Origin of the sequence: Pseudomonas syringae, from assembly GCF_001698815.1 — a bacterium.
Classification (GTDB): Bacteria; Pseudomonadota; Gammaproteobacteria; order Pseudomonadales; family Pseudomonadaceae; genus Aquipseudomonas; species Aquipseudomonas syringae_A.
Window position 1 is genome coordinate 16,773 of record NZ_LGSI01000013.1, and the last position, 22,823, is coordinate 39,595.

A 22,823-nucleotide genomic window follows, 5' to 3' on the forward strand; every position below is an offset into this window, starting at 1 on the left:
GTCGATGAGGGGCATTTTATGGACTATCCCGCAGTCTTCCAAGCCAGGTGGAACATCAGCCGGCTCGTGTTGTGCAATTTAATCGCTATTGCCCTGTTGGGTATCTGGATGTGGCCGACCGGCCATGCACTCTTTACCCGTTTCGATGAATGGCTGTTCCATCTGCTCAACGAACCGCTGGAGCAGAACGCAGTGTGGCTCGACATCTGGACTGTCGCCAGTATGCGGCCTTTCGATGCGGTGGTCGGCCTGATCTTGTTGTCCTTGCTGATCAAGGGCGATTGGGTGTTCAAGGCCATTCCGGCGCGCGCGGCGCTATTTGGCTTTGTTGCGGTTCTGCTTTTGCTGTTGGTGATTCGCACGTTGTTTTCAAAATGGCTGGATCACAGCAGCCTGCAACATGACAGCCCCTCCATGGTGCTGACTGCGCCGGTTTTCCGGCTGGGTGAGAAGTTACCGGTGGTTAATCGCTTGAGTGTGGTGCGCGACAGCTAGGCGATCTGTAGGAGCGAGGCTTGCCCGCGAAGAACTTGACGCGGTGAGTCTGGTTCACCGAGGCGCCCGATTCGCGGGCAAGTCGGAACGCCGCCCGCTCGCTCCTACAGAGGACTCAATCATCATTACTCGAACCACGGAACTGAAACAGCTGCCGGCGTTGCTTCTTGCTCGGCTTGCCGTCGGTGGTCATGCCCAGGTTGCCTGCCTTGCGTTGTGCAGCGGCGTTTTCCCGCTTGGCGATGCTTTCCGGGGTTTCGCTGTACAGCGTCTGCGCTTCCGGAGCGCCGCGGCGCACGGTCGATAGCGCCTGCACCACCACCGTACGTTCCTCAAAACCGATGCGAACCAGGATCTCGTCGCCGATGTGCGGCTCCTTGCCGGGCTTGCAACGCTCGCCCCGACAATGCACCTTGCCGTTCTCGATAGCGGCTTTGGCGAGCGCACGGGTTTTAAAGAATCGCGCCGCCCACAACCATTTATCCAGACGAACTTTGTCGTCTTCTTCTGACTTTTGTGCCATATGAATTCCTTAACTAAGCCATAGTCAGAACTGTACTACGTCAGGCGCGATACGCCAGTAATACGATTACCGGCGTCAACATCCTCGTCTCCCCACCAGTCTTTCTCTTTATGGAGTGCGATATGACTGAATTTCCTTCGTCATTGACCTCACCTAAAGTCGGCTGCGAGGGCTGCAAAAACAGCCCCGAACTCGACTTTTCATTTGCATTCGCCTACCAGCCCATCGTGGATTTGCGCGATCAGTCGGTTTTTGCTCATGAGGCATTGGTGCGAGGCATCAAGGGTGAAGGCGCGCTGTCGGTGCTCAGTCAGGTGACCGACCAGAACCGCTATCGCTTCGATCAGCTGTGTCGCATGCATGCCATCGCTGGGGCTGCCGCGCTGGGCATGAACGAACGGCTGTCGATCAATTTTCTGCCCAACGCGGTCTATCGCCCAGAGCTGTGCATTCGCAGCACGCTGGAGGCCGCTCGGACCCATAACTTCCCGCTGGACCGCCTGATTTTCGAGACTATTGAAGCCGAACACCTCGATAACAATCGCCATTTGACCAATATTCTGCGTGAATACCGCGAATTCGGTTTCATGACGGCGATTGACGATTTCGGTGCCGGCTATTCAGGCCTGGGGCTGCTGGCGGATTTTCAGCCGGACCTGATAAAACTCGACATGCATTTAATTCGAGATATTCACCGCGATCGCGTTCGTCAGGCTATCGTTCGTGGGGTTGTCACAATGTGTACGGAGTTGGGGGTTACAGTCATCGCCGAAGGCATCGAGTGTGCCGAAGAGCGAGACTTCCTCGCCGACTGCGGGATTTTTCTGATGCAAGGCTTCTGGTTCGCCAAACCTGCATTCAAAGCATTGGCCCAGGTTGATCCTGGTGCCTGGCAGACAGCGTGAGTAGTACGGAATCTCTTTGAAAACATTTGATCATCTGACTGTCATCGGCCTGCGCGAGTGGGTGGCGCTGCCTGACTTAGGGGTAGCTGGCCTGCGGGCGAAAATCGATACCGGTGCAAGCACCTCAAGCCTGCATGCCACGGAAATCGAACCTTTCGAGCGCGATGGCCAGAAATGGGTTCGCTTCAACGCTCACTTGGGTACGGTCGTTCAGTTGCGCCATCGCCGTTGCGAAGCGCTGCTGGTCGCGATGAAAACCATTAAAAGCTCCAACGGCCATGCGCAGGTACGCTACGTCATTCGCACCACCCTGGCTTTGGGTGATCGCGTCTGGCCGGTGGAATTCACGCTGGCTTGCCGCAAAGCAATGCGCTATCGCTTGCTGCTCGGATCCAACGCTTTGATCGACGGCCAACTAGTCGTCAATCCCGGCATTACTTATGTTCAGGACAAGCCGGTATTTCCGGCCTCGACTACCTCTGCCACAGGTGCTGCATGAAGATCGCTGTGCTGTCGCGTAACCCGCGTCTGTATTCAACCCGTCGTCTGGTCGAAGCTGGTATTGAACGCGGCCATGAGATGGTGGTGATCGACACCCTGCGCGCCTATATGAACATCGCCAGCCACAAGCCGCAGATTCACTATCGCGGCAAACCGCTGGAAGGTTTCGACGCGGTGATCCCGCGCATCGGGGCTTCAGTGACGTTTTATGGCTGCGCGGTGTTGCGCCAGTTTGAAATGATGGGTGTGTTCCCGCTCAACGAGTCGGTGGCCATCGCCCGCTCGCGGGACAAGCTGCGTTCGCTGCAATTACTGTCACGGCGCGGGATCGGCCTGCCGGTCACCGGTTTTGCTCACTCACCGGATGATATTCCCGACCTGATCCAGATGGTCAACGGCGCGCCCCTGGTGATCAAGGTGCTGGAAGGCACCCAAGGCATCGGCGTCGTGCTGTGCGAGACGGCAACCGCCGCTGAATCGGTGATCGAGGCGTTTATGGGCCTCAAGCAAGACATCATGGTTCAGGAGTACATCAAGGAGGCGGGCGGCGCGGATATTCGCTGCTTCGTGGTCGGCGACAAGGTCATCGCCTCGATGAAGCGTCAGGCCAAGCCAGGCGAGTTCCGCTCCAACCTGCATCGTGGCGGCAGCGCCAGCCTGATCAAGATCACCCCGGAAGAGCGCATGACCGCCATTCGCGCCGCCAAGGTCATGGGCCTGAGCGTCGCGGGCGTCGACATCCTGCGCTCCAATCACGGGCCGCTGGTGATGGAAGTCAATTCGTCACCGGGGCTGGAAGGTATCGAAGTCACCACCAGCAAGGACGTGGCCGGGATGATTATCGAATACCTGGAGAAAAATAGCGGCCCGCATATGACGCGGACTAAAGGGAAAGGCTGACGGCATCGTGATTGTGTAGGAGCCAACTTGTTGGCGAGGCGGTGTTTCAGATACCGCAGCTCGCGAGCAAGCTCGCTCCCACACACACGTCGTTTTAAACCGCATCCCTTGGCAACATCAGCCCCAGCGGCAGGCGCACTCGCGCTTCCAGCCCGCCACCTGAACGATTACGCAGTTCCACATTGCCGCCATGCATGGCAGCGATGCGCTTGACGATGGCCAGACCCAGACCGGTGCCTTTGCCGCTGCGGGCACGATCGCCACGGATGAAGGGATTGAAGATCACTTCCAGCTCCGATGGATCGATACCCGTCCCGCGATCCAGTACGCTCAGCACCACGTAGGGCGCATTGGCGTCGCCTGACACGTAAGCCGCCACTTCGATGCCATTCCCCGCATGATGCATGGCATTGCCGATCAGATTGTTCAGCAGGCGCTTCATCGACACCCGACGCAGCGGGAACGGCGGGATCGTTTCCAGGCACAAGCGAATCTGCTCTTCGGAGAGTTCCGGGTTGTTGTAGGGCGCAACCACTTCACGCACCAGATCACTCAGGTCGACTTCTTCGATTTCTTCGTCACGGCCGTCGCGGATGAACGCCAGGAACTGATCAAGAATGGCGTCCATGTCTTCGATGTCACGCACCATGCCCTCGGTCAGTTCGTTTTCATCTGTCATCAGTTCCAGCGACAACCGCAAGCGAGTCAGCGGCGTGCGCAGGTCATGGGAAACCCCGGCCAGCATCAGTTCCCGCTCCTGACCGGCCTGTTCGACGTCCTCGGCCATCTGGTTGAAGGCCCGGTAAACCTCGGTCATCTCGCTGGGCGTATCGCTCACCGGCAGGCGTACGCTGCGTCCTTGCCCGAGTTGGCGGGCGGCGAAGACCAGACGTTTAAGCGGCTGGTTGAGTTGCCGGACGAAAATCCAGGCGGACGCCGTGGACAGCAAACCAATGGCCAGGAACCAGCCCAGCACGCTCCAGATTTTCTGCCCGCGCAGTGGATGCGGATACAACGGGACTTTCAGCCAGCCGTCACCAAGGCTCGGCGCACGCACCCACAGGGCGGGCGGTGCGTGGACGCGCAAACGGACTTCGGTGTCGGCCCCCAGCTCGGCCTGCATCTGGCGCTGATAGATCTCGCTGTACGGCCAGTGCTGCTCGCCCTCCGGTACACCGCCGCCCACCACACGAATCAAGCCCGCTGCATCGGCAATCGCCTCGCGGTCGTCTTCTTTGGCCGCCCAATAGGCACGCAAGGTCAACGCCACGCCATGGCTGTATTGCCGGTCGACCAGCACGTCCTCATTCATCAGCAGATAAACCAGGGTCAACGCCTTGGAAAACAGCACGACGATGAGCACCAGCCAGAGGGTGCGGGAGAAAAAGCTTTGCGGAAACCAGAGCGGGGTCTTCATAACTGCAGCTATACACTTTGCAGGGCGAGCCAGGCTCGCAGGGTTTGCGAAACGCGAATGATGTCAAACGCAGGAACGCGAAAACCAAAACGTCGATAACCCCTTCAAGGGTTATCGACGTGACTGGCAGCGGCTTCGAGTAGCTGACGAAAACCGATTATCGATTACCGGCGCCATCAGGAACGAATACATAACCAACACCCCAGACGGTCTGGATGTAGCGTGGCTTGGACGGGTCCGGCTCGATCAGGCGGCGCAGACGGGAAATCTGCACGTCAATCGAACGCTCCAGAGCATCCCACTCCCGACCACGGGCCAGATTCATCAGCTTGTCGCGGGTCAGCGGCTCGCGGGCATGCATCACCAGCGCCTTGAGTACGGCAAATTCACCGGTGGTGAGCATGTGTACTTCTTCGCCACGCTTGAGTTCGCGGGTTGCCAGAGACAGCTCGTAGTCGCCGAAGCTGACCGACTCGTCTTCACTGCCCGGCGCACCAGGGACCGGCGCAGCCTGACGACGCAAGACAGCCTTGACGCGGGCCATCAGCTCATCGGGGTTGAAAGGCTTGGCGAGGTAATCGTCAGCGCCCAGTTCCAGACCCTTGATGCGGCTCAGCTCGTCGCCCTTGGCGGTCAGCATGATGATCGGAACCTGATTGTTGGCGGCGCGCAGGCGACGGCAGGCAGACAGGCCATCTTCGCCAGGCAGCATCAAGTCCAGAACCACAAGGTTGAACACCTCGCGCGCCAGCAGGCGATCCATTTGTTCGACGTTGGCCACGGCCCGGGCGCGATAGCCCTTGCTGGTGAAAAAACGTTCCAACAGGCTGCTCAATCCCGGATCGTCATCAACGATCAGGATTTTTTCGCCTTCAGCAGTTTGTGCAGTGCTGCTCATAGATGCTCCTTTGATCTCGGCGCGCATTATGGCGTAGCTGCTGTGATGCGCACCGTGTGCATTGTTAGCAGATTTTACCGGGGCCGCCACTGGCAGCTGTTTTCCGGCGCAAATAGAGCGGTTTGATCGGCTAATCCCCTAATCGGGCAGCGCTGGGTATAATGCGCCGCCCTTGAAGTCAGGCAACGCCTGAACATGGCAGTTCGCTAGCAACAGATTTTTTTGCTCACAACTCCAGGTGGTCTTATGGACAGCATTAACAGTCGCATCGCCGAAGAACTCGGTGTCCGCCCGCAACAAGTCGCAGCGGCCGTAGCGCTACTGGATGAAGGCTCGACAGTGCCCTTCATTTCCCGCTACCGCAAGGAAGTGACTGGCAGCCTCGATGACACGCAATTGCGTCATCTTGAAGAGCGCCTGCGCTACCTGCGTGAACTCGACGAGCGGCGCATCAGCATCCTTGCCAGCATCGAAGAGCAAGGCAAGCTGACCCCCGAGCTGGCCCGCGATATCAAACTCGCTGACACCAAGACCCGCCTCGAAGATTTGTACCTGCCTTACAAGCAAAAACGCCGCACCAAGGGCCAGATCGCGCTCGAAGCCGGCCTTGGTGAACTGGCTGACGGCCTGTTCAGCGACCCGAGCCTGACGCCGGAAACCGAAGCCGCACGCTTCGTGGACGCCGAAAAAGGTGTCGCCGATGTCAAAGCCGCGCTGGAAGGCGCCAAATACATCCTCATGGAACGCTTCGCCGAAGACGCGACCTTGCTGGACAAGCTGCGCAGCTTCCTCAAGCAGGAAGCGGTGATCAGCGCCCGGGTCGTGGCCGGCAAGGAAGAAGAAGGCGCCAAGTTTCGCGATTACTTTGAGCACGATGAGCCGCTGAAAAGCATGCCGTCGCACCGCGCGCTGGCGATTTTTCGCGGCCGCAACGAAGGTTTCCTCAGTTCGGCCATGAAGGTCGGCGAAGAATTGCCCGGCGCCATGCACCCTTGCGAAATGATGATCAGCGAGCGTTTCGGTCTGCAAAACCAGAACCGTCCTGCCGATAAATGGCTGGGCGAAGTGGTGCGCTGGACTTGGAAGGTCAAGCTCTACAGCCATCTGGAAACCGACCTGTTCGGCGAACTGCGCGAAGGCGCGGAAACCGAAGCGATCAATGTGTTCGCCCACAACCTGCATGACCTGCTGCTCGCCGCTCCGGCCGGCCCGCGCGCCACCTTGGGCCTGGACCCAGGCCTGCGCACCGGTTGCAAGGTCGCGGTGGTCGATTCCACCGGCAAGATGCTGGACTACGCCACGGTTTACCCGCACGTGCCGAAGAACCAGTGGGATCAGACCATCGCCGTGTTGGCTGCGCTGTGCGCCAAGCATTCGGTGGACCTGATCGCCATCGGCAACGGCACGGCCAGCCGTGAAACCGACAAGCTCGCCGCCGAACTGATCAAAAAATACCCAGGCCTGAAAATGACCAAGGTCATGGTCTCCGAGGCTGGCGCTTCGGTGTATTCGGCGTCGGAACTGGCCGCCAAGGAATTCCCGGATCTGGACGTGTCGATCCGTGGCGCGGTGTCCATCGCCCGTCGCTTACAGGATCCGCTGGCCGAATTGGTGAAGATCGATCCGAAGTCCATCGGCGTCGGCCAATATCAGCATGACGTTTCGCAGCTCAAGCTGGCCCGTGGCCTGGACGCTGTGGTCGAAGATTGCGTGAACGCGGTTGGCGTCGACGTGAATACCGCTTCGGTTGCCCTGCTGGCGCGGATTTCCGGCCTCAACACCACGCTGGCGCAGAATATCGTCGCTCACCGCGATGAAAACGGTGCGTTCAAGTCCCGTGCGGCGCTGAAGAAAGTCCCGCGTCTGGGCGAAAAAACCTTCGAACAGGCGGCGGGTTTCCTGCGTGTGATGAACGGCGACAATCCGCTGGATTCCTCGGCGGTTCACCCGGAAGCGTATCCGCTGGTCAAGCGCATCGCTGCTGAAACCGACCGTGATATCCGCTCGCTGATCGGCGACGCCAGTTTCCTCAAGCGTCTGGACCCGAAAAAGTACACCGACGAAACCTTCGGTCTGCCAACGGTCACCGACATCCTGCAAGAGCTGGAAAAACCGGGCCGTGATCCACGTCCGGAGTTCAAGACCGCCGAGTTCCAGGAAGGCGTTGAAGACTTGAAAGACCTGCAACTGGGCATGATCCTCGAAGGTGTCGTCACCAACGTCACTAACTTCGGTGCGTTCGTCGATATCGGCGTACACCAGGACGGTCTGGTGCATATCTCGGCGCTGTCCGAGAAATTCATCAAGGACCCGCGTGAAGCGGTGAAAGCGGGCGACGTGGTCAAGGTCAAGGTCATGGAAGTGGACATCCCGCGCAAACGCGTCGGATTGTCGATGCGCATGAGCGACACTCCGGGCGAGAAAATCGACGGCGCTCGCGGCGCACGGCCGGGCTCGGCCCCGCGTCAGCAGCAGAGCAGCGCGCCACGCAAGGAAACCCAGGCAGCAGCCCCGGCGAACAACGCCATGGCTTCGCTGTTCGCCAACGCCAAACAACTGAAGAAGCGCTGATGGACATTCCTGAAGGCCTTACCGAAAGCGCGTATTTTCGCGCCATCGGCTGCCAGTTGCGGCGGCTCGACGTCGGCGTTGCCGAAGTGGCGCTGCCGCTGGAGCCGCACCTGCGCAATCGCGGCAACGTGATGCACGGCGGCGCGATTTTCAGCCTGGTCGATATCGCCATGGGCCTGGCTTGCTCCAGTTCCCATGGCTTTGATCAGCGCAGCGCGACCATCGAATGCAAGATCAACTACGTGCGCGCGGTCGCTGAGGGCGAAGTCCTGTGCATCGCCAAGGTGCTGCATGCGGGCCGTCGCACACTGGTCGTCGAAGCCGAAGTGGTCCAGGGCGACAAACTGGTCGCAAAAGCACAAGGCACGTTCGCTGTGCTCTAGCTGTCACCCCCGGATTTGAGTTAATTTCGGCGTTGCGAAAGCGGCGTCGGAATTTTCCGGGTTCGCTGTGGCCAGAATGGGCAACGGGTAATGGCGTTTTCGAACCAGGCTCTGTACGAACTATCTATAGGGCGCAAAACCAGGCGACAACGCCAGTTCCCACCTCACCCTTGTACACCGGCATGTCCACCCCCATATTGGGGCGACTGACGCGTGAAGGAATCCAACTTGAGCGAACTTCTCAACCGCCGCCTGGCTTTGCTTGGCGAGCGCACTAACCTCTCTCTGCTGGAGCAGTGCCTGCACGGTATTGAGCGTGAATGCCTGCGCGTGACCGGCGAAGCACGCCTGGCCCAGACGCCTCACCCTGAAGAGCTGGGCGCTGCGCTGACCAACAGCCTGATTACCACTGACTATTCCGAGTCGTTGCTGGAGTTCATCACGCCCGCGCTGGCTGATCCGGCGGCCACCCTGGAAAGCCTCGACAAGATCCACCGATTTGCCTACAGCAAGCTGGGCAGCGAGTTCCTCTGGAGCCCGTCGATGCCTTGCCCGCTGCCTGCCGAAGAAGACATTCCGATTGCCTATTACGGCACGTCGAATATCGGCAAGCTCAAGTACGTGTATCGCAAGGGGCTGGCCCTGCGTTATGGCAAGACCATGCAGTGCATCGCCGGGATTCATTACAATTTTTCCCTGCCGGAAGCGGTCTGGCCGGTGCTCAAGCAAACCGAGCAGTTCGAAGGCAGCGCTCGCGAGTATCAGTCGCATTCCTACATTGCACTGATCCGTAACTTCCGCCGCTACAGCTGGTTGCTGATGTACCTGTTCGGCGCTTCGCCGGCCCTGGACGCTGGTTTCCTGCGCGGGCGAGCGCATCAGCTGGATCAGTTCGATGCCGACACACTCTATCTGCCGTACGCGACCAGCTTGCGTATGAGCGATCTGGGCTATCAAAGCAACGCCCAGGCTGGTCTGACGCCTTGCTATAACGATCTGCTCAGCTACACCGACAGCCTGCGCAAAGCGGTGGCAACGCCCTACGCGCCGTATGTCGAAATCGGCACCCACAAGGACGGCGAGTGGATTCAGCTCAACACCAACGTGTTGCAGATTGAAAACGAGTACTACTCCAATATCCGCCCGAAACGTGTGACCTACTCGGGCGAACGTCCGATTCAGGCGCTGGTTGCCCGTGGCGTGCAATACGTTGAAGTGCGCTGCCTGGACATCAACCCGTTCCTGCCGACCGGCATCGACTTGCAGCAATCGCGCTTCATCGATGCGTTCGTGCTGTATTGCGCCCTGCAGGAAAGCCCGCAACTGGCCAATAACGAGTGCAACAATGCTGCGTCGAACTTCCTGACCGTGGTCAAGGAAGGCCGCCGTCCGGGCCTGGAATTGAATCGCAATGACAGCACCATCGACCTGAAAGCCTGGGCGACCGAGCTGTTGGAGAAGATCAAACCGATCGCCCTGCTGCTCGACGAAGCGCAAGGCACTGACGAACACATCAAGTCGATCGCGGCGCAGCAATCGAAGGTCAACGACTCATCCCTGACCCCTTCGGCCAAAGTGCTGGCAAGCATGACCGAGCACAAGGAAGGCTTCACCGCATTCTCGATGCGCCAGAGCCAGCTGCATGCCGATTACTTCCGCAGCAACCCGCTGAGCGTCGAGGAGCAATCGAACTTCGAAACCCTGGCCCGAACCTCCATCGTCGAACAGGCCGAGCTGGAACAGACCGAAGAAGTGGTGGATTTCGATACGTTCGTCGGGGCTTATCAGGCGAGTATTCTGCGGATCAGTAACTGACCGATTCGCGGCATCAACCTGTAGGACCGGATTCATCCGGGAAGGCGACGGTTCAGCCAACAGACTTGCATCTGCCGAGCTGCCGTCTTCGGGAATGAATTTCCTCCTACAGGTTCATGATTACCCGTTTACAACGCCTTCTCGAAGATCTTCGAATTGCGCTGGTAGTTGTAGAGCGATGCCCTTGCCGCGGGCATGCGGTCGACAGTGCTTGGCTCGAAGCCGCGTTCGCGGAACCAGTGGGCGGTGCGGGTAGTGAGGACGAACAGGGTTTTCAGGCCCAGTTCGCGGGCGCGGGTTTCGATGCGTTCGAGCAATTCGTCGCCGCGACCGCCGTGGCGGTATTCCGGGTTCACCGCCAGACACGCCAGCTCGCCCGCGTCCGAATCGGCGATGCGATACAGCGCCGCACAGGCGATGATCAACCCCTCGCGCTCGACTACGCTGAATTGCTCGATCTCACGCTCCAGCACTTCGCGGGAACGGCGCACCAGAATGCCTTGCTCTTCCAGCGGCGTGATCAAGTCCATCAGGCCGCCGACGTCCTCGATGGCCGCTTCGCGTACCAGTTCGAATTGTTCCTGCGCCACCAGCGTACCGCCGCCGTCACGAGTGAACAGCTCGGTGAGCAGCGCGCCGTCTTCCACGTAGCTGACAATGTGGCTGCGCCCGACGCCGCCGCGACAGGCTTCGGCCGCCGCTTCCAGCAGCTCCGCCTGATAATTGGTGCCCAGACGCAGCATGTGCGCGGGAACCTGTTGCGGCCGCAGCTCGCGCACCAGGCGCCCTTGTTCATCAAGCAAGCCGGGCTCTTCGCCGAACAGCAGCAGCTTGTCGGCGCCCAGATCGATAGCAGCGCGAGTCGCGACGTCTTCACAGGCGATATTGAAAATCTCGCCGGTTGGCGAATAACCAATCGGCGACAACAGCACGATATGGCGCTCGTCCAGCAGGCGATTGATACCTTTGCGGTCGATTCGACGCACTTCGCCGGTGTGCTGGTAATCCACGCCTTCGAGCACGCCAATTGGCCGCGCCGTAACCAGATTGCCGCTGGTGACCCGCAGCCGCGAGCCCTGCATCGGCGAGGCGGCCATGTCCATGGACAGGCGCGCTTCGATGTCCAGGCGCAAATGGCCAACCGCGTCGATCACACAATCCAGGGTTTCGGCATCGGTAATGCGCAGGTTGCGATGAAACTTGGGCGTCAGGCCACGCGCTGCCAGACGGCTTTCGATCTGGGGTCGCGAACCATGAACCAGCACCAGACGCACGCCCAGGCTGTGCAGCAGCACCAGGTCGTGGACGATATTGCCGAAATTGGGATGTTCAACACCGTCGCCGGGCAACATCACGACAAAGGTGCGATCCCGGTGAGCGTTGATATAAGGCGAAGCGTGGCGAAGCCAGTTGACGTACTCGTGCATAACCTTGGGAGCCTGCGAGAAAAGATGGACGAAGGACAAAAACACTCACAACCGTGAAATGGTTATCGTCGGAACAGGCCTGGCAACACGCGCACTCTCCTTTTCTGGGTGGTCAACAGCGCCCGAGTCATTGCGGGCTCAAGCAATAATGTTCGATCAACTGGCTCAATAGACGCACAGTAGGCTGCAAGCGTGACATTTCAAGGTATTCGCCCGGTTGATGCGCGCACGCAATGTCGCCAGGGCCCAATACCAGCGTCTCGCAACCCAAACGCTGAAAATAAGCTGCTTCAGTGCCGAATGCTACCGCCTCGGCGCGATGTCCTGTAAGACGCTCGGCAACCCGCACCAGTTCCGCATCGGCGTCCTGTTCGAACGGCGGAGCCTCGGGAAACAGTGGCGCGTAATCGATTTTCACCTGATGCAGCTCCGCAAGCGGCTCCAGTTTTTGCCGGATCGCCGCGCGCAACACGCTTGGGTCCATGCCCGGCAACGGCCGCAGATCGAACTCCAGGGAGCATTGGCCGCAGATTCGATTCGGGTTGTCGCCGCCATGGATGCAGCCGAAATTCAGGGTTGGCGTCGGCACGCTGAACTGCGGATTGCGATATTCCAGCTGCCATTGCTGGCGCAGGATTTTCAGCGCGCTGATCGCATCGTGCATGGCTTCCAGGGCGCTGTGGCCCAAGCTCGGATCGGACGAATGGCCGCTGCGCCCGAGAATATCGATGCGCTCCATCATTACGCCCTTGTGCAGGCGAATCGGCTTGAGCCCGGTGGGTTCGCCGATCACGGCTGCGCGTCCCAGCGGCCGACCGGCTTCAGCCAGCGCCCGAGCGCCGGCCATCGAGCTTTCTTCGTCGCAGGTGGCGAGGATCAGCAGCGGTTGCCTGAACGGCTTGTCCAGCAGTGGCTGCACGGCTTCGATGACCAGCGCGAAAAAGCCTTTCATGTCGCAGCTGCCCAATCCTACCCAGCGGCCGTCAACTTCGGTCAGCTTCAGCGGATCGGTCTGCCACAACGCGCCGTCAAACGGCACGGTATCGCTGTGTCCCGCCAGCACCAGGCCGCCGGGGCCGCTGCCGAAACTGGCCAGCAGATTGAATTTTCCCGGCGAGACCTGCTGGATATCACAGGCAAAGCCCAGATCGCCCAGCCAGGTCGCCAACAGATCAATAACCGCGCGATTGGACTGGTCCAGGGAAGGCTGCGTGCAGCTCACCGAAGGCGTGGCGATCAGGGCGGCAAACTGGTCTTTCATGGACGGCAAGGACATCGATGATTCCTCAAAGCGGGTCAACACGCGGACCATCATAGGGCTATTGGGTGTTGGTAATAAACCGATCAAGGATGTTTGAAAGCGCTTTTATAGCCGTATCTCGTCGATAAGCCGCGCTGCCGGGAAGCAAGCGCTGTCCCGTTGGAGCGAGGCTTGCCCGCGAAAAACGATAATGAGGTAGTTCTGCCGCACCGCAGCGTCTGATTCGCGGGCAAGCCTCGCTCCAACAGAGAGACTGCAGAGCAGCTTTTATACTCGGCAAACCAGATCCGGCCTGTTACCGGCCATGTCCTGTACACTGCACGACCTCAGCAGCCACAAGACAACAGGCTGCGCCCCCGTTTTTAGTTATCAGCGTCTGGATTCCCGGCCATGCAGAAAGAAACAGAAATCAAACTCCGCGTCAGCCGCGAAACCCTCGCTGCACTGCGCGAACACCCGTTGCTGAAGAAACGCAACAAAAGTGGTTGGGAGCGTCTTGAGCTGTCCAACCAGTATTTCGACACGCCTGAGCGCGACCTGGCCAACGCCAAGGTTGCCTTGCGCCTGCGTCGTGATGGCGAGCAGATCATCCAGACCCTCAAGACGCGCGGGCAGAGCATTGCCGGCCTGTCGGAGCGCAACGAGTACAACTGGGATCTGCCCAAAGCCAAGCTGGATCTGAAAAAGCTCGATGGCGAATGCTGGCCGGAGCAACTGGCCGAGCTGGACAAAAAAACCATCAAGCCGCTGTTCACCACTGATTTCATCCGCGAGAAGGCGGAAATCGCCTGGGGGCGGGGTAAGGCCAAGGTGGTGATCGAAGCCGCACTGGATCTGGGCCAGGTTGTCGCGGGCAAGCAGAAGGAAGAAATCTGCGAGCTGGAGCTGGAATTGCGCGAAGGCGATCCGGCTGCGCTGCTGGAGCTGGCCGCCGAGTTGGCCCTGACGCTGCCGCTGATGCCGTGCGATATCAGCAAGGCTGAGCGCGGCTATCGCCTGTTCGACGCCAACAGTTATTCCCTGAGTCTGCCGACGCCACAACTGCACGCCGAAATGCCGCTGGACGACGCGTATTCCGCGCTGGCCTGGCATCTGTTGGGCAGCAGTCAGCGTCTGGCCGAGCAATATCGCTTCAATGGCCACTGGCGCTTGTTGCAGGACTGGGTCGCGTTGCTGGTTGAATTGCGTTCGCTGACCGGCAGCCTCGGTCAGGCCGCGCCGCGCTCTTCGTCGGCTGAACTGCGGACTGCCCTGGATGCGTTGCTGGAAGACTGGCGCCCGCTGGTGCAGGCCGGTCAGGAAGATGGCGATGTGCGCAACGCCGCTCACGAGCAGTTCCTGGAAGAAATGCAGGACACACGCTGGGGTTTGTTCTCGCTGAACACCTCCCGCTGGTTGCTGACCCGCAGCTGGACCGCCGAACGCAACAACCGTGGCAACCGCCAGGGCGCTGCGCAATTGGCCAGCTGGTTGCCGCGTCTGCTGGCTGACGAAGCGAGGGCCTTGCAGTTGGGTCGTTATCAGCAGCAGCCGGAAGATCTCGCCGAGCAACTGCCACGTATCGAGCGCATCCAGGCCTGGCTGCATCACGCCCGGGGCGCGCTGGATCTGCCTGAGCTGGATCGTCTGTTCGGCGAACTGAACAAGCTGGTGCACGTAGCTGAACAGCCGATCAGCGACGAAGTGCTGGACGCTCGTGTGCAACAGACCATCGTGGTGTTCCAGAGCCGCGCCTGGAAAACCTTGCTGCGGTTGTAAGCGCTGTTGCGACGCAAAACTCGTAGGACCGGCTTCAGCCGGGAGCAGCATATCCACCGTTGGGAATGCAGTGCTCCCGGATAAATCCGGTCCTACAGGATTTGCGTTCCCATTCAGAACGGGCTTTAAGCCCCCTGCTCCACCGACCCGATAAAGTTCGCCAACTCTGGCGTGCGCGGGTTGGCGAAGAGAATCTTCGGGTCGCCCACTTCGTGCACTTTCCCTTGATGCATGAACACCAGCTTGTCGCCGACTTCACGGGCGAAGCGCATTTCGTGGGTGACCATGATCAGCGTCATGCCATCGGCCGCCAGTTGCCGCACCACGCCCAGCACTTCGTTGACCAGTTCCGGGTCCAGCGCTGAAGTGATTTCATCGCACAGCAGCACTTTGGGTGACATTGCCAGCGCGCGGGCAATCGCCACGCGCTGTTGCTGGCCGCCGGACAGCCGATCCGGGAAGGCATCGAATTTCTCACTCAACCCGACCCGTTCCAGCATGCGTTTGGCCAGCTTGCGGGCTTCGTCGCGCGGCACTTTTTGTACGACTTGCGGCGCGAGCATGACGTTTTCGCCGACGCTCAGGTGCGGAAACAGGTTGAACTGCTGAAAGACCATGCCGACTTTCTGCCGCAACGTGCGCAGGTCAGCGCGAGCGGCATCCAGGTATTCGCCATCGACTTCGATAACGCCGTCATTGATCGACTCCAGACCGTTCAAGGTGCGCAACAGCGTGCTCTTGCCCGAACCGCTGCGACCGATGATCGCCACGACCTGGCCTTCCTCTACAGAAAGATCGATGCCCTTGAGGACGTGATGGTCGCCGTAATATTTATGCAGCGCGGAAATTCTAAGCAGAGGCATGCAGTCTCCTTTCCAGATAGCGGGCACTGAGCGACAAGGGGTAACACAGCATGAAATAACCCAACGCGACGAAGCCGTAGACCAGAAATGGCTGGAACGTTGCGTTGGCGAGCATGCCGCCGGTTTTAGTCAGTTCGGTAAAACCGATGATCGAAGTAACGGCCGTGCCTTTTACGACCTGCACCGAGAAGCCCACCGTCGGCGCAACAGCAATGCGCAGCGCCTGCGGCAGGATCACATAACGCAGTTGCTCAAGCGGTGACAGCGCCAGGCTCGCCGACGCTTCCCACTGGCCATTCGCAATCGACTCGACGCAGCCGCGCCAGATTTCGGCCAGGTACGCGCTGGTAAACAAGGTCAGCGCCAGCGCGGCGGCGGCCCAGGGCGAAATATCGAAGCCCAGCAGCGCCACGCCGAAAAACACCAGGAACAGCTGCATCAACAGCGGCGTGCCCTGAAACAATTCGATGTAGACCTTGGCCAGAACCCTTGGCGCATTGAGCTTGGAGATGCGCATCCACATGACCAGCAAGCCAATCGCGCCACCGCCAATGAACGCCACCAACGACAGTGCCAGCGTCCATTGCAGGCCGGTGAGCAGATTGCGCACAACATCCCAAAGGGTGAAATCCATCAGCCTTTCCTCGATATATAGCGACGCCCGATCCATGCCAGTAGCTGGCGAATCAGCAGCGCCATGCACAGGTAGATCACCGTGGTGATGATGTACGTCTCGAAGGAGCGGAAATTGCGCGACTGAATGAAGTTGGCAAAGAAGCTCAGCTCTTCAGTGGCAATCTGCGAACAGACGGCCGAGCCGAGCATCACGATGATGATCTGGCTACTCAACGCCGGCCAGACTTTGCCCAGCGCCGGGATCAGCACCACGTAGCGGAACGCCTCGAAGCGACTCATCGCCAGCGCTGCTGCGGCTTCCAGCTGACCCCGAGGAATCGCCTGAATGCCAGCACGGATAATCTCCGTCGAATACGCGCCGAGGTTGATCACCATTGCCAGGATCGCCGCCTGCCATTCGGAGATCTGAATGCCCAGCGACGGCAGGCCGAAGAAGATGAAAAACAGCTGCACCAGGAACGGCGTGTTGCGGATCAGCTCGACATACACCCCGAAAATCGCCGAGAACGGCTGGATTTTCCAGGCTCGTACGATTGCGCCGACGATGCCCAGGCCAACCCCGAGCACCGTGCCGATGGCAGTCAATTCCAGGGTGAACAACGCGCCTTTCAGCAGCAGATCAGCATTTTGCAGAACCGGTACAAAGTCGAAGTGATACGCCATTGGCTGATCCCTGGAGCTTTAATTAACAGAGGCAGAAACAGCGATCAGAGGTCAGCTGGCAAAGGCTGCTTGAGCCAGGTTTGCGAATTCTTTTCCAGCGCGCCGTCAGCCTTGGCGGCATTGAGGATCTCGTTGACCTTGCCCAGCAGCTCCGGCTGATCCTTGTTCACGCCGACGTAAACCGGGGAATCCTTGAGTTTCACTTTCAATTCAGGGATGCGCTTGGGGTTCTTCTCGCTGATAGCGACCATGACCACGTTGCCGCTGGCGATCAGGTCAGTCTGGCCCGCGAGGTAAGCCGCGATAGTGGAATTGTTGTCCTCGAAGCGCTTGATCGTGGCTTCTTTAGGCGCAACTGCACTCAACTCGATATCTTCGATGGCACCGCGCGTCACGCTGATGGTTTTGCCTTTCAGATCGTCAATGGTCTTGATCGACGCTTCAGGTGGGCCGAACACCGCAAGATAGAAAGGTGCGTAAGCGCGGGAGAAGTCGATGACTTTTTCCCGATCCGGGTTCTTGCCGAGGCTGGAAATCACCAGATCAACCTTGCCGGTGGTCAGGAACGGGATGCGGTTAGTGCTGTTGACCGGCGTCAGCTCCAGTTTCACTTTCAGCTGGTCGGCCAGCAGTTTGGCGGTATCGATATCCAGCCCGCGCGGCTTCATGTCGGTGCCCACCGAACCGAACGGCGGGAAGTCCTGCGGAACGGCGACTTTCAACGTGCCACGGGAAATCACGTCGTCCAGACCATTGGCATGAGCGGGAGTCTGGCTGAGTACGAGGCTGGCAAACAGGGCAGTGAGCAGGGCGCTGTAACGCTTGGTCATGTGAAGACTCCAGGGCGGACGAGAGGTGATCTGTTATTGGTCAGTGCACAGCCCATGCCATCCACTGAGTTACAACCAGAACCTGCGGCTTGCAGGCCGGTTTCGGTCTTACTGGTCTGAACAGTTACATTGCGCGCCGCCCTGCTTTGGCGCGCCCGCAAGCCGCGCCGCCCCAGGCCTGGGCGTTGCTTGCCTGATCGCGAAGATGGCTATAAAAGGAGGTTCTACTGGACTGACTGGCCTGAACAGTGATGCCACATAGCCCAATCGCCGTACCCGAATCCGCGTTGCGGGCCATTCGCAAATTGATTGCCGAGCAAGGCTATGCACCGGGCGACAGCCTGCCCTCGCAGCGTGATCTAGCCGTTCTGCTGGGGGTCAGTCGCGCATCGTTGCGTGAGGCTTTATCGTCGCTCAGCGCACTGGGCGTCATTAGTGTGCAGCCAGGCAAAGGCGTGTTCGTGCAGAAAATTTCTGAACCAGAACAGCGCACGAGCGGATTTTCCTGGCCTTTCGATGCACAAATATCACCTGCCGATACGTTTCAGCTGCGTTATGCCCTGGAAGGCTTCGCTGCCGGGCTGGCCGCTGTGACGCTGACCGCCGACGAGCGTGACGTGCTCGAAGATAACGTCGAGGCCATGCGCCTGGAGCTGCGCGCTGGCGATTTCGAAGCGGCGTCGCGACTGGATTTTGAATTTCACCGGCATATCCTCGTCGCCAGCGGCAATCAGGCCATGCTCGGCATCGTGACCGCTGGCGCGGATATTTTCCTGGAAAGCCAGAAGATGCCGTTCATCCGCGCTTCTAGGGCCATGGAAACCTGGCAGGAACACCGCAAGATCCTCCGCGCACTGGCCCGCCACGCCTCAGGCCCGGCCCAGAAAGCCATGCACGAACACATTCGGGGTGCGGCGCTGAGGACCGGGATCGTGTTTGTTTCGCCTTTAAGCTGAGCAGCGCTATAACCAGACTGATGGACAGCTATAGCCATACTCAATGACGTCTGGCTTCCTGAACGGGGCAAGGCCCGCTATGATGGGCCACGTTTTTTAGCCTACTAACTCGGAGAACTCCATGAGTAGCGACCTAATCAAGCACGTCAGCGACGCCAGCTTCGAAGCTGAAGTCCTCAAGGCTGAAGGTGCTGTACTAGTTGATTACTGGGCTGAGTGGTGTGGCCCATGCAAAATGATTGCCCCGGTTCTGGATGAGATCGCCGAAACCTACAAAGGCAAACTGACCATCGCCAAGCTGAACATCGATGAAAATCAGGAAACCCCTGCCAAGCATGGCGTGCGTGGTATCCCGACGCTGATGCTGTTCAAGAACGGCAACGTCGAAGCCACCAAGGTCGGCGCGCTGTCGAAGTCTCAGCTTGCCGCGTTCCTCGACGCTAATATCTGATGATCAAAGCCCCGCAAATTGCGGGGTTTTTTTCGGGCGGTGTACTAGACGCCTCGAAAATCAAGTGGTACATTCGGCCCCGCAACGGCTTCTCCGTTGCCCCCTGCTAGCCGTCGCCGACGCTCTCCTTTCGAATTAGTACGCGATCCTGTCGCCTTCTCTGCGGCGCGGCCTCATTAAGCCAAAAGCTTAATTTCCCCCTCCATACATGATTACGTCATTCCTATATGAACCTGACTGAACTCAAGCAAAAGCCGATTACCGATCTGCTCGAAATGGCCGAACAGATGGGCATAGAAAATATGGCCCGTTCGCGCAAGCAGGATGTCATTTTCTCCCTGCTGAAAAAGCACGCCAAGAGTGGCGAGGAAATTTCCGGTGATGGCGTGCTGGAGATCCTCCAGGACGGCTTCGGTTTCCTGCGCTCTGCAGACGCTTCCTATCTCGCCGGCCCGGACGATATCTACGTCTCGCCCAGCCAGATCCGCCGCTTCAATCTGCGTACTGGCGACACCATTGTCGGCAAGATCCGTCCACCTAAAGAAGGCGAGCGTTATTTCGCTCTGCTCAAGGTCGACACGATCAACTACGACCGCCCGGAAAACGCGAAGAACAAGATTCTTTTCGAAAACCTGACGCCGTTGTTCCCGACCATTCGCATGAAGATGGAAGCCGGTAACGGTTCCACCGAAGATTTGACCGGCCGTGTGATCGACTTGTGCGCACCGATCGGCAAAGGCCAGCGCGGCCTGATCGTTGCACCGCCAAAAGCGGGCAAGACGATCATGTTGCAGAACATCGCGGCCAACATCACGCGTAACAACCCGGAAGTGCATCTGATCGTTCTGCTGATCGATGAGCGCCCGGAAGAAGTAACCGAAATGCAGCGCACCGTGCGTGGCGAAGTGGTTGCCTCGACGTTCGACGAACCGCCAACCCGTCACGTACAGGTTGCCGAAATGGTGATCGAGAAGGCCAAGCGCCTGGTCGAGCACAAGAAAGACGTCGTTATCCTGCTCGACTCCATCACCCGTCTGGCTCGCGCCTACAACACCGTCATTCCTAGCTCCGGCAAGGTCCTGACCGGTGGTGTCGATGCCCACGCCCTGGAGAAACCGAAACGTTTCTTCGGCGCTGCGCGCAACATCGAAGAAGGCGGCTCGCTGACCATCATCGCTACCGCGCTGGTTGAAACCGGCTCGAAGATGGACGAAGTGATCTACGAAGAGTTCAAGGGTACGGGCAACATGGAGTTGCCTCTGGATCGCAAGATCGCAGAGAAGCGCGTGTTCCCGGCGATCAACATCAACCGTTCCGGCACACGCCGCGAAGAGTTGCTGACCGCCGACGACGAACTGCAACGTATGTGGATCCTGCGCAAACTGTTGCACCCGATGGACGAAGTCGCGGCTATCGAGTTCCTGATCGACAAGCTGAAGCAGACCAAGACCAACGATGAGTTCTTCCTGTCGATGAAGCGCAAATAACAGGCTGAACGGCTTCAAATGAATGGTGTCCTTATGGACACCATTTTTTTGCCTGATTTTTAAGAATCGAGACAAGGAGCGTCATGCACACATTCGGCAACCGGCGGGATATCGATGGCCTGCGCGCGCTGGCGGTTATCCCCGTCGTGCTCTTTCACTATGGTTTCGGCGCATTCAGCGGCGGCTTTGTTGGCGTCGACGTGTTTTTCGTCATCTCCGGGTTCCTGATCACCTCGATCATTCATCGTGAAATCAGCGCCGGTCGCTTCAGCTTTGTCGACTTCTGGGCGCGTCGCGCTCGACGCATCATTCCGGCCTTGAGCGTGGTGCTGGCCGCTACCTTGCTGGTCGGCTGGTTGCTGTTGACGTCCCATGATTATTCGCAACTGGGGCGCACCGTGCGTTATCAGGCGATGTTCATTTCCAACATCCTGTTCATGCGCCAGGACGGTTATTTCAACACGGCGTCGGACTTCAAACCCTTGCTGCACACCTGGTCGCTGTCGGTGGAAGAGCAGTACTACATCGTCTTCCCGCTGCTGATGGTGTTGGTCACGCGCTTCTTCTGCCATTGGCGCCTGATGTTGCTGGGCCTGCTGCTGGTGTCGTTCGGCCTGAATATCTGGAGCGTAAGCCGCGCACCGGACTCGGCGTTTTTCCTGCTGCCGATGCGCGCCTGGGAACTGCTCTGTGGCGCGATGCTGGCGGTCATGCCGGTTTCCCGAATCAAACTACGGCCTTGGGTTTACCAAAGCGTAAGTCTGGCGGGTCTGGCTGCCATTCTGATTGCAGTGTGCGGGTTCGACCGCAGCACGCCTTTTCCGGGCTGGGCGGCGTTGTTGCCGGTGCTGGGCGCCACGGCGTTGATCTGGTCTAACGGTCAGGCTCAAACGCTGGTCGGCAAGGTGTTGAGTACGCCACTATTGGTGGCAATCGGGTTGATTTCCTACTCGCTGTACCTCTGGCATTGGCCGGTATTCGTCTACGCCAATGCGATTTCCATCGATGGCATGCAGCGTCGGGAGTCGCTGTTCTGGATTGCGCTGTGCGTCGCCCTGGCGTGGCTGTCGTGGCGCTTCATCGAAATGCCCTTCCGCGAAAAACGCCTGCTGGCCGGACGCAAACCAGTGCTCGCCAGCGCAGCGCTGTGCATGCTGGTCGTGGCGATGGCCGGGCAAGCGGTGCGCTGGGGTGAAGGCTTCCCGCAGCGCTTGTCCGGGCAAGCCCGGCAGTACGCCGAAGCGCGTGACTGGCAACGCGGGCAAATGGATTGTCTGCTGCAGCGCGACAGCCCGGACTTGAGCGCAGCCTGTCGTTTCGGCGGCGATGCTGACGTGCCGCCGCTGCAACTGGTGTGGGGCGACAGCCATGCGGCGGCGTTGATGCCAGCGGTCAAAGAAGACGCCGAGCGCTTTGGCATTCCGGTCTGGCTGACCAGCCTGTCTGGTTGCATGCCGGTGCTGGGCATCGAATCCCGCCCGCAATGTCAGACCTTCAACCAGCAAACCCTGGCGCTGGTCGAAAAACAGAAGATCCGCGACGTCGTGCTCGCCGCACGCTGGAGCCTTTATCTGTATGGCGAGGAGGACGGCGACCAGGAACATATGACCTACCGCCACGAAAGCCGCGCCGCTGCCGAGCAGCATCTGGCTGACAACTTGCGCGCGACAGTGGCCAGCTTGCGTGCCGCCGGAGCGAACGTCTGGCTGTTCAAGGAAATCCCGCTGCAGCGCCAAGGCACTATCGCGCGACTCAGCAGCCTGGCGATGGTCGGGCGTTCTACGCTGCAAGTCGGCCGGCCGATTGCCGATCACCGCGAGCGTCAGCACTTTATCGACCAGCTATTCGCCAACCTTGCTGCGGCCGATCCCCATATCCACATCATCGACCCCGCGCCACTGCTCTGCGCCGAAGGCATCTGCCGCGCGGCCATCGATGGCTTTTCCCAATACAAGGACGAGAATCACCTGTCGGACCAAGGCGGCGAGCGGATGAAGCCGTTGTTTGCACCGATTTTCCTGAGTGAGAACGCAATGTGACAGGAATGTGGGAGCGAGCTTGCTCGCCAAAGCTATGTCCGAAC

General features: G+C 59.3%; 20 protein-coding genes and 1 pseudogene. 12 read left to right on the forward strand and 9 right to left on the reverse strand.

The genetic code is table 11. The features are described from left to right. Positions 1 to 18 precede the first annotated feature (18 nt). Positions 19 to 435 (forward strand): annotated as a pseudogene (locus tag AFK24_RS03295) (phosphatase PAP2 family protein); the annotation flags it as partial. A gap of 175 nt (positions 436 to 610) precedes the next feature. On the opposite strand, the gene AFK24_RS03300 reads toward AFK24_RS03295, so the two are convergent. Next, positions 611 to 1,018, reverse strand: coding sequence for an RNA-binding S4 domain-containing protein (locus tag AFK24_RS03300; RefSeq protein WP_065831882.1), 408 nt, complete (start codon positions 1,016 to 1,018; stop codon positions 611 to 613). Between the two features lie 122 nt (positions 1,019 to 1,140). Between AFK24_RS03300 and AFK24_RS03305 the strand changes: the two genes are divergently transcribed. The 3 genes from AFK24_RS03305 to rimK are packed head-to-tail and all read left to right on the forward strand — an operon-like array spanning position 1,141 to position 3,324. Then, complete coding sequence (locus AFK24_RS03305) at positions 1,141 to 1,923, forward strand: EAL domain-containing protein (RefSeq protein ID WP_065831883.1); 783 nt, start codon at positions 1,141 to 1,143, stop codon at positions 1,921 to 1,923. Positions 1,924 to 1,972: 49 nt separating this feature from the next. Then, positions 1,973 to 2,422, forward strand: a complete 450-nt coding sequence (locus AFK24_RS03310) for an ATP-dependent zinc protease family protein (protein ID WP_170826278.1) — start codon at positions 1,973 to 1,975, stop codon at positions 2,420 to 2,422. Further along, entirely contained in the window at positions 2,419 to 3,324 is a 906-nt protein-coding gene (rimK, locus tag AFK24_RS03315; protein ID WP_020293260.1) for a 30S ribosomal protein S6--L-glutamate ligase, read from the forward strand. The genes AFK24_RS03310 and rimK overlap by 4 nt, the downstream gene beginning before the upstream one ends. Positions 3,325 to 3,418: 94 nt before the next feature. Here the strand turns inward: rimK and AFK24_RS03320 are convergent, their stop codons facing one another. After that, a complete protein-coding gene (locus tag AFK24_RS03320; RefSeq protein ID WP_065831885.1) occupies positions 3,419 to 4,741 on the reverse strand; it encodes an ATP-binding protein in 1,323 nt (440 codons plus the stop codon). A 157-nt stretch (positions 4,742 to 4,898) separates the two neighbouring features. Further along, the gene (gene ompR / locus AFK24_RS03325) at positions 4,899 to 5,639 is read right to left on the reverse strand and encodes an osmolarity response regulator transcription factor OmpR (RefSeq protein WP_020293262.1); all 741 of its coding nucleotides are present in this window, start codon (positions 5,637 to 5,639) and stop codon (positions 4,899 to 4,901) included. Between the two features lie 246 nt (positions 5,640 to 5,885). Between ompR and AFK24_RS03330 the strand changes: the two genes are divergently transcribed. The 3 genes from AFK24_RS03330 to gshA all read left to right on the forward strand — a co-directional run bounded on the left by AFK24_RS03330 (position 5,886) and on the right by gshA (position 10,408). Beyond that, positions 5,886 to 8,210 (forward strand): Tex family protein, encoded by a 2,325-nt coding sequence (locus tag AFK24_RS03330; protein WP_065831886.1) that lies wholly within the window; start codon positions 5,886 to 5,888, stop codon positions 8,208 to 8,210. Then, the gene (locus tag AFK24_RS03335) at positions 8,210 to 8,593 is read left to right on the forward strand and encodes a PaaI family thioesterase (RefSeq protein ID WP_065831887.1); all 384 of its coding nucleotides are present in this window, start codon (positions 8,210 to 8,212) and stop codon (positions 8,591 to 8,593) included. The genes AFK24_RS03330 and AFK24_RS03335 overlap by 1 nt, the downstream gene beginning before the upstream one ends. A gap of 228 nt (positions 8,594 to 8,821) precedes the next feature. Further along, a complete protein-coding gene (gene gshA, locus AFK24_RS03340) occupies positions 8,822 to 10,408 on the forward strand; it encodes a glutamate--cysteine ligase (protein WP_065831888.1) in 1,587 nt (528 codons plus the stop codon). A gap of 128 nt (positions 10,409 to 10,536) precedes the next feature. On the opposite strand, the gene argA is transcribed toward gshA, so the two are convergent. Together argA and argE are read right to left on the reverse strand one after the other, a co-directional pair. Further along, positions 10,537 to 11,835 (reverse strand): amino-acid N-acetyltransferase, encoded by a 1,299-nt coding sequence (gene argA / locus AFK24_RS03345; protein WP_065831889.1) that lies wholly within the window; start codon positions 11,833 to 11,835, stop codon positions 10,537 to 10,539. Between the two features lie 127 nt (positions 11,836 to 11,962). Continuing rightward, positions 11,963 to 13,111 (reverse strand): acetylornithine deacetylase, encoded by a 1,149-nt coding sequence (argE, locus tag AFK24_RS03350; protein WP_065831890.1) that lies wholly within the window; start codon positions 13,109 to 13,111, stop codon positions 11,963 to 11,965. Positions 13,112 to 13,486: 375 nt separating this feature from the next. On the opposite strand from argE, the gene AFK24_RS03355 reads away from it, so the two are divergent. Further along, positions 13,487 to 14,854 (forward strand): inorganic triphosphatase, encoded by a 1,368-nt coding sequence (locus AFK24_RS03355; protein ID WP_065831891.1) that lies wholly within the window; start codon positions 13,487 to 13,489, stop codon positions 14,852 to 14,854. A gap of 125 nt (positions 14,855 to 14,979) precedes the next feature. Here AFK24_RS03355 and AFK24_RS03360 read toward each other — a convergent pair whose 3' ends face one another. Genes AFK24_RS03360 through AFK24_RS03375 form a run of 4 tightly spaced genes read right to left on the reverse strand, consistent with a single transcriptional unit; the run spans position 14,980 to position 17,846 of the window. Next, positions 14,980 to 15,717 (reverse strand): amino acid ABC transporter ATP-binding protein, encoded by a 738-nt coding sequence (locus AFK24_RS03360; protein WP_065831892.1) that lies wholly within the window; start codon positions 15,715 to 15,717, stop codon positions 14,980 to 14,982. After that, positions 15,704 to 16,354, reverse strand: coding sequence for an amino acid ABC transporter permease (locus tag AFK24_RS03365; protein ID WP_170826279.1), 651 nt, complete (start codon positions 16,352 to 16,354; stop codon positions 15,704 to 15,706). The genes AFK24_RS03360 and AFK24_RS03365 overlap by 14 nt, the downstream gene beginning before the upstream one ends. Beyond that, positions 16,351 to 17,016 (reverse strand): amino acid ABC transporter permease, encoded by a 666-nt coding sequence (locus AFK24_RS03370; protein ID WP_065831894.1) that lies wholly within the window; start codon positions 17,014 to 17,016, stop codon positions 16,351 to 16,353. Before AFK24_RS03370 ends, AFK24_RS03365 begins: the two co-directional genes overlap by 4 nt. A 44-nt stretch (positions 17,017 to 17,060) precedes the next feature. Continuing rightward, positions 17,061 to 17,846 carry a transporter substrate-binding domain-containing protein gene (locus AFK24_RS03375; protein WP_065831895.1) on the reverse strand — a complete coding sequence of 262 codons (786 nt, stop codon included), beginning with the start codon at positions 17,844 to 17,846 and terminating at the stop codon, positions 17,061 to 17,063. A gap of 251 nt (positions 17,847 to 18,097) precedes the next feature. Here AFK24_RS03375 and AFK24_RS03380 point away from each other — a divergent pair, with 251 nt between their 5' ends. From AFK24_RS03380 to AFK24_RS03395, 4 genes are all read left to right on the forward strand, one after another. Continuing rightward, a complete protein-coding gene (locus AFK24_RS03380; protein ID WP_065831896.1) occupies positions 18,098 to 18,802 on the forward strand; it encodes a FadR/GntR family transcriptional regulator in 705 nt (234 codons plus the stop codon). Positions 18,803 to 18,923: 121 nt separating this feature from the next. Beyond that, the gene (gene trxA / locus AFK24_RS03385; protein WP_065831897.1) at positions 18,924 to 19,253 is read left to right on the forward strand and encodes a thioredoxin TrxA; all 330 of its coding nucleotides are present in this window, start codon (positions 18,924 to 18,926) and stop codon (positions 19,251 to 19,253) included. Between the two features lie 227 nt (positions 19,254 to 19,480). Further along, positions 19,481 to 20,740: a transcription termination factor Rho gene (gene rho / locus AFK24_RS03390; RefSeq protein WP_020293277.1), complete on the forward strand. Its 1,260-nt coding sequence runs from the start codon at positions 19,481 to 19,483 to the stop codon at positions 20,738 to 20,740. Positions 20,741 to 20,823: 83 nt separating this feature from the next. Then, positions 20,824 to 22,779, forward strand: a complete 1,956-nt coding sequence (locus AFK24_RS03395) for an acyltransferase family protein (RefSeq protein ID WP_065831898.1) — start codon at positions 20,824 to 20,826, stop codon at positions 22,777 to 22,779. Positions 22,780 to 22,823 lie beyond the last annotated feature (44 nt).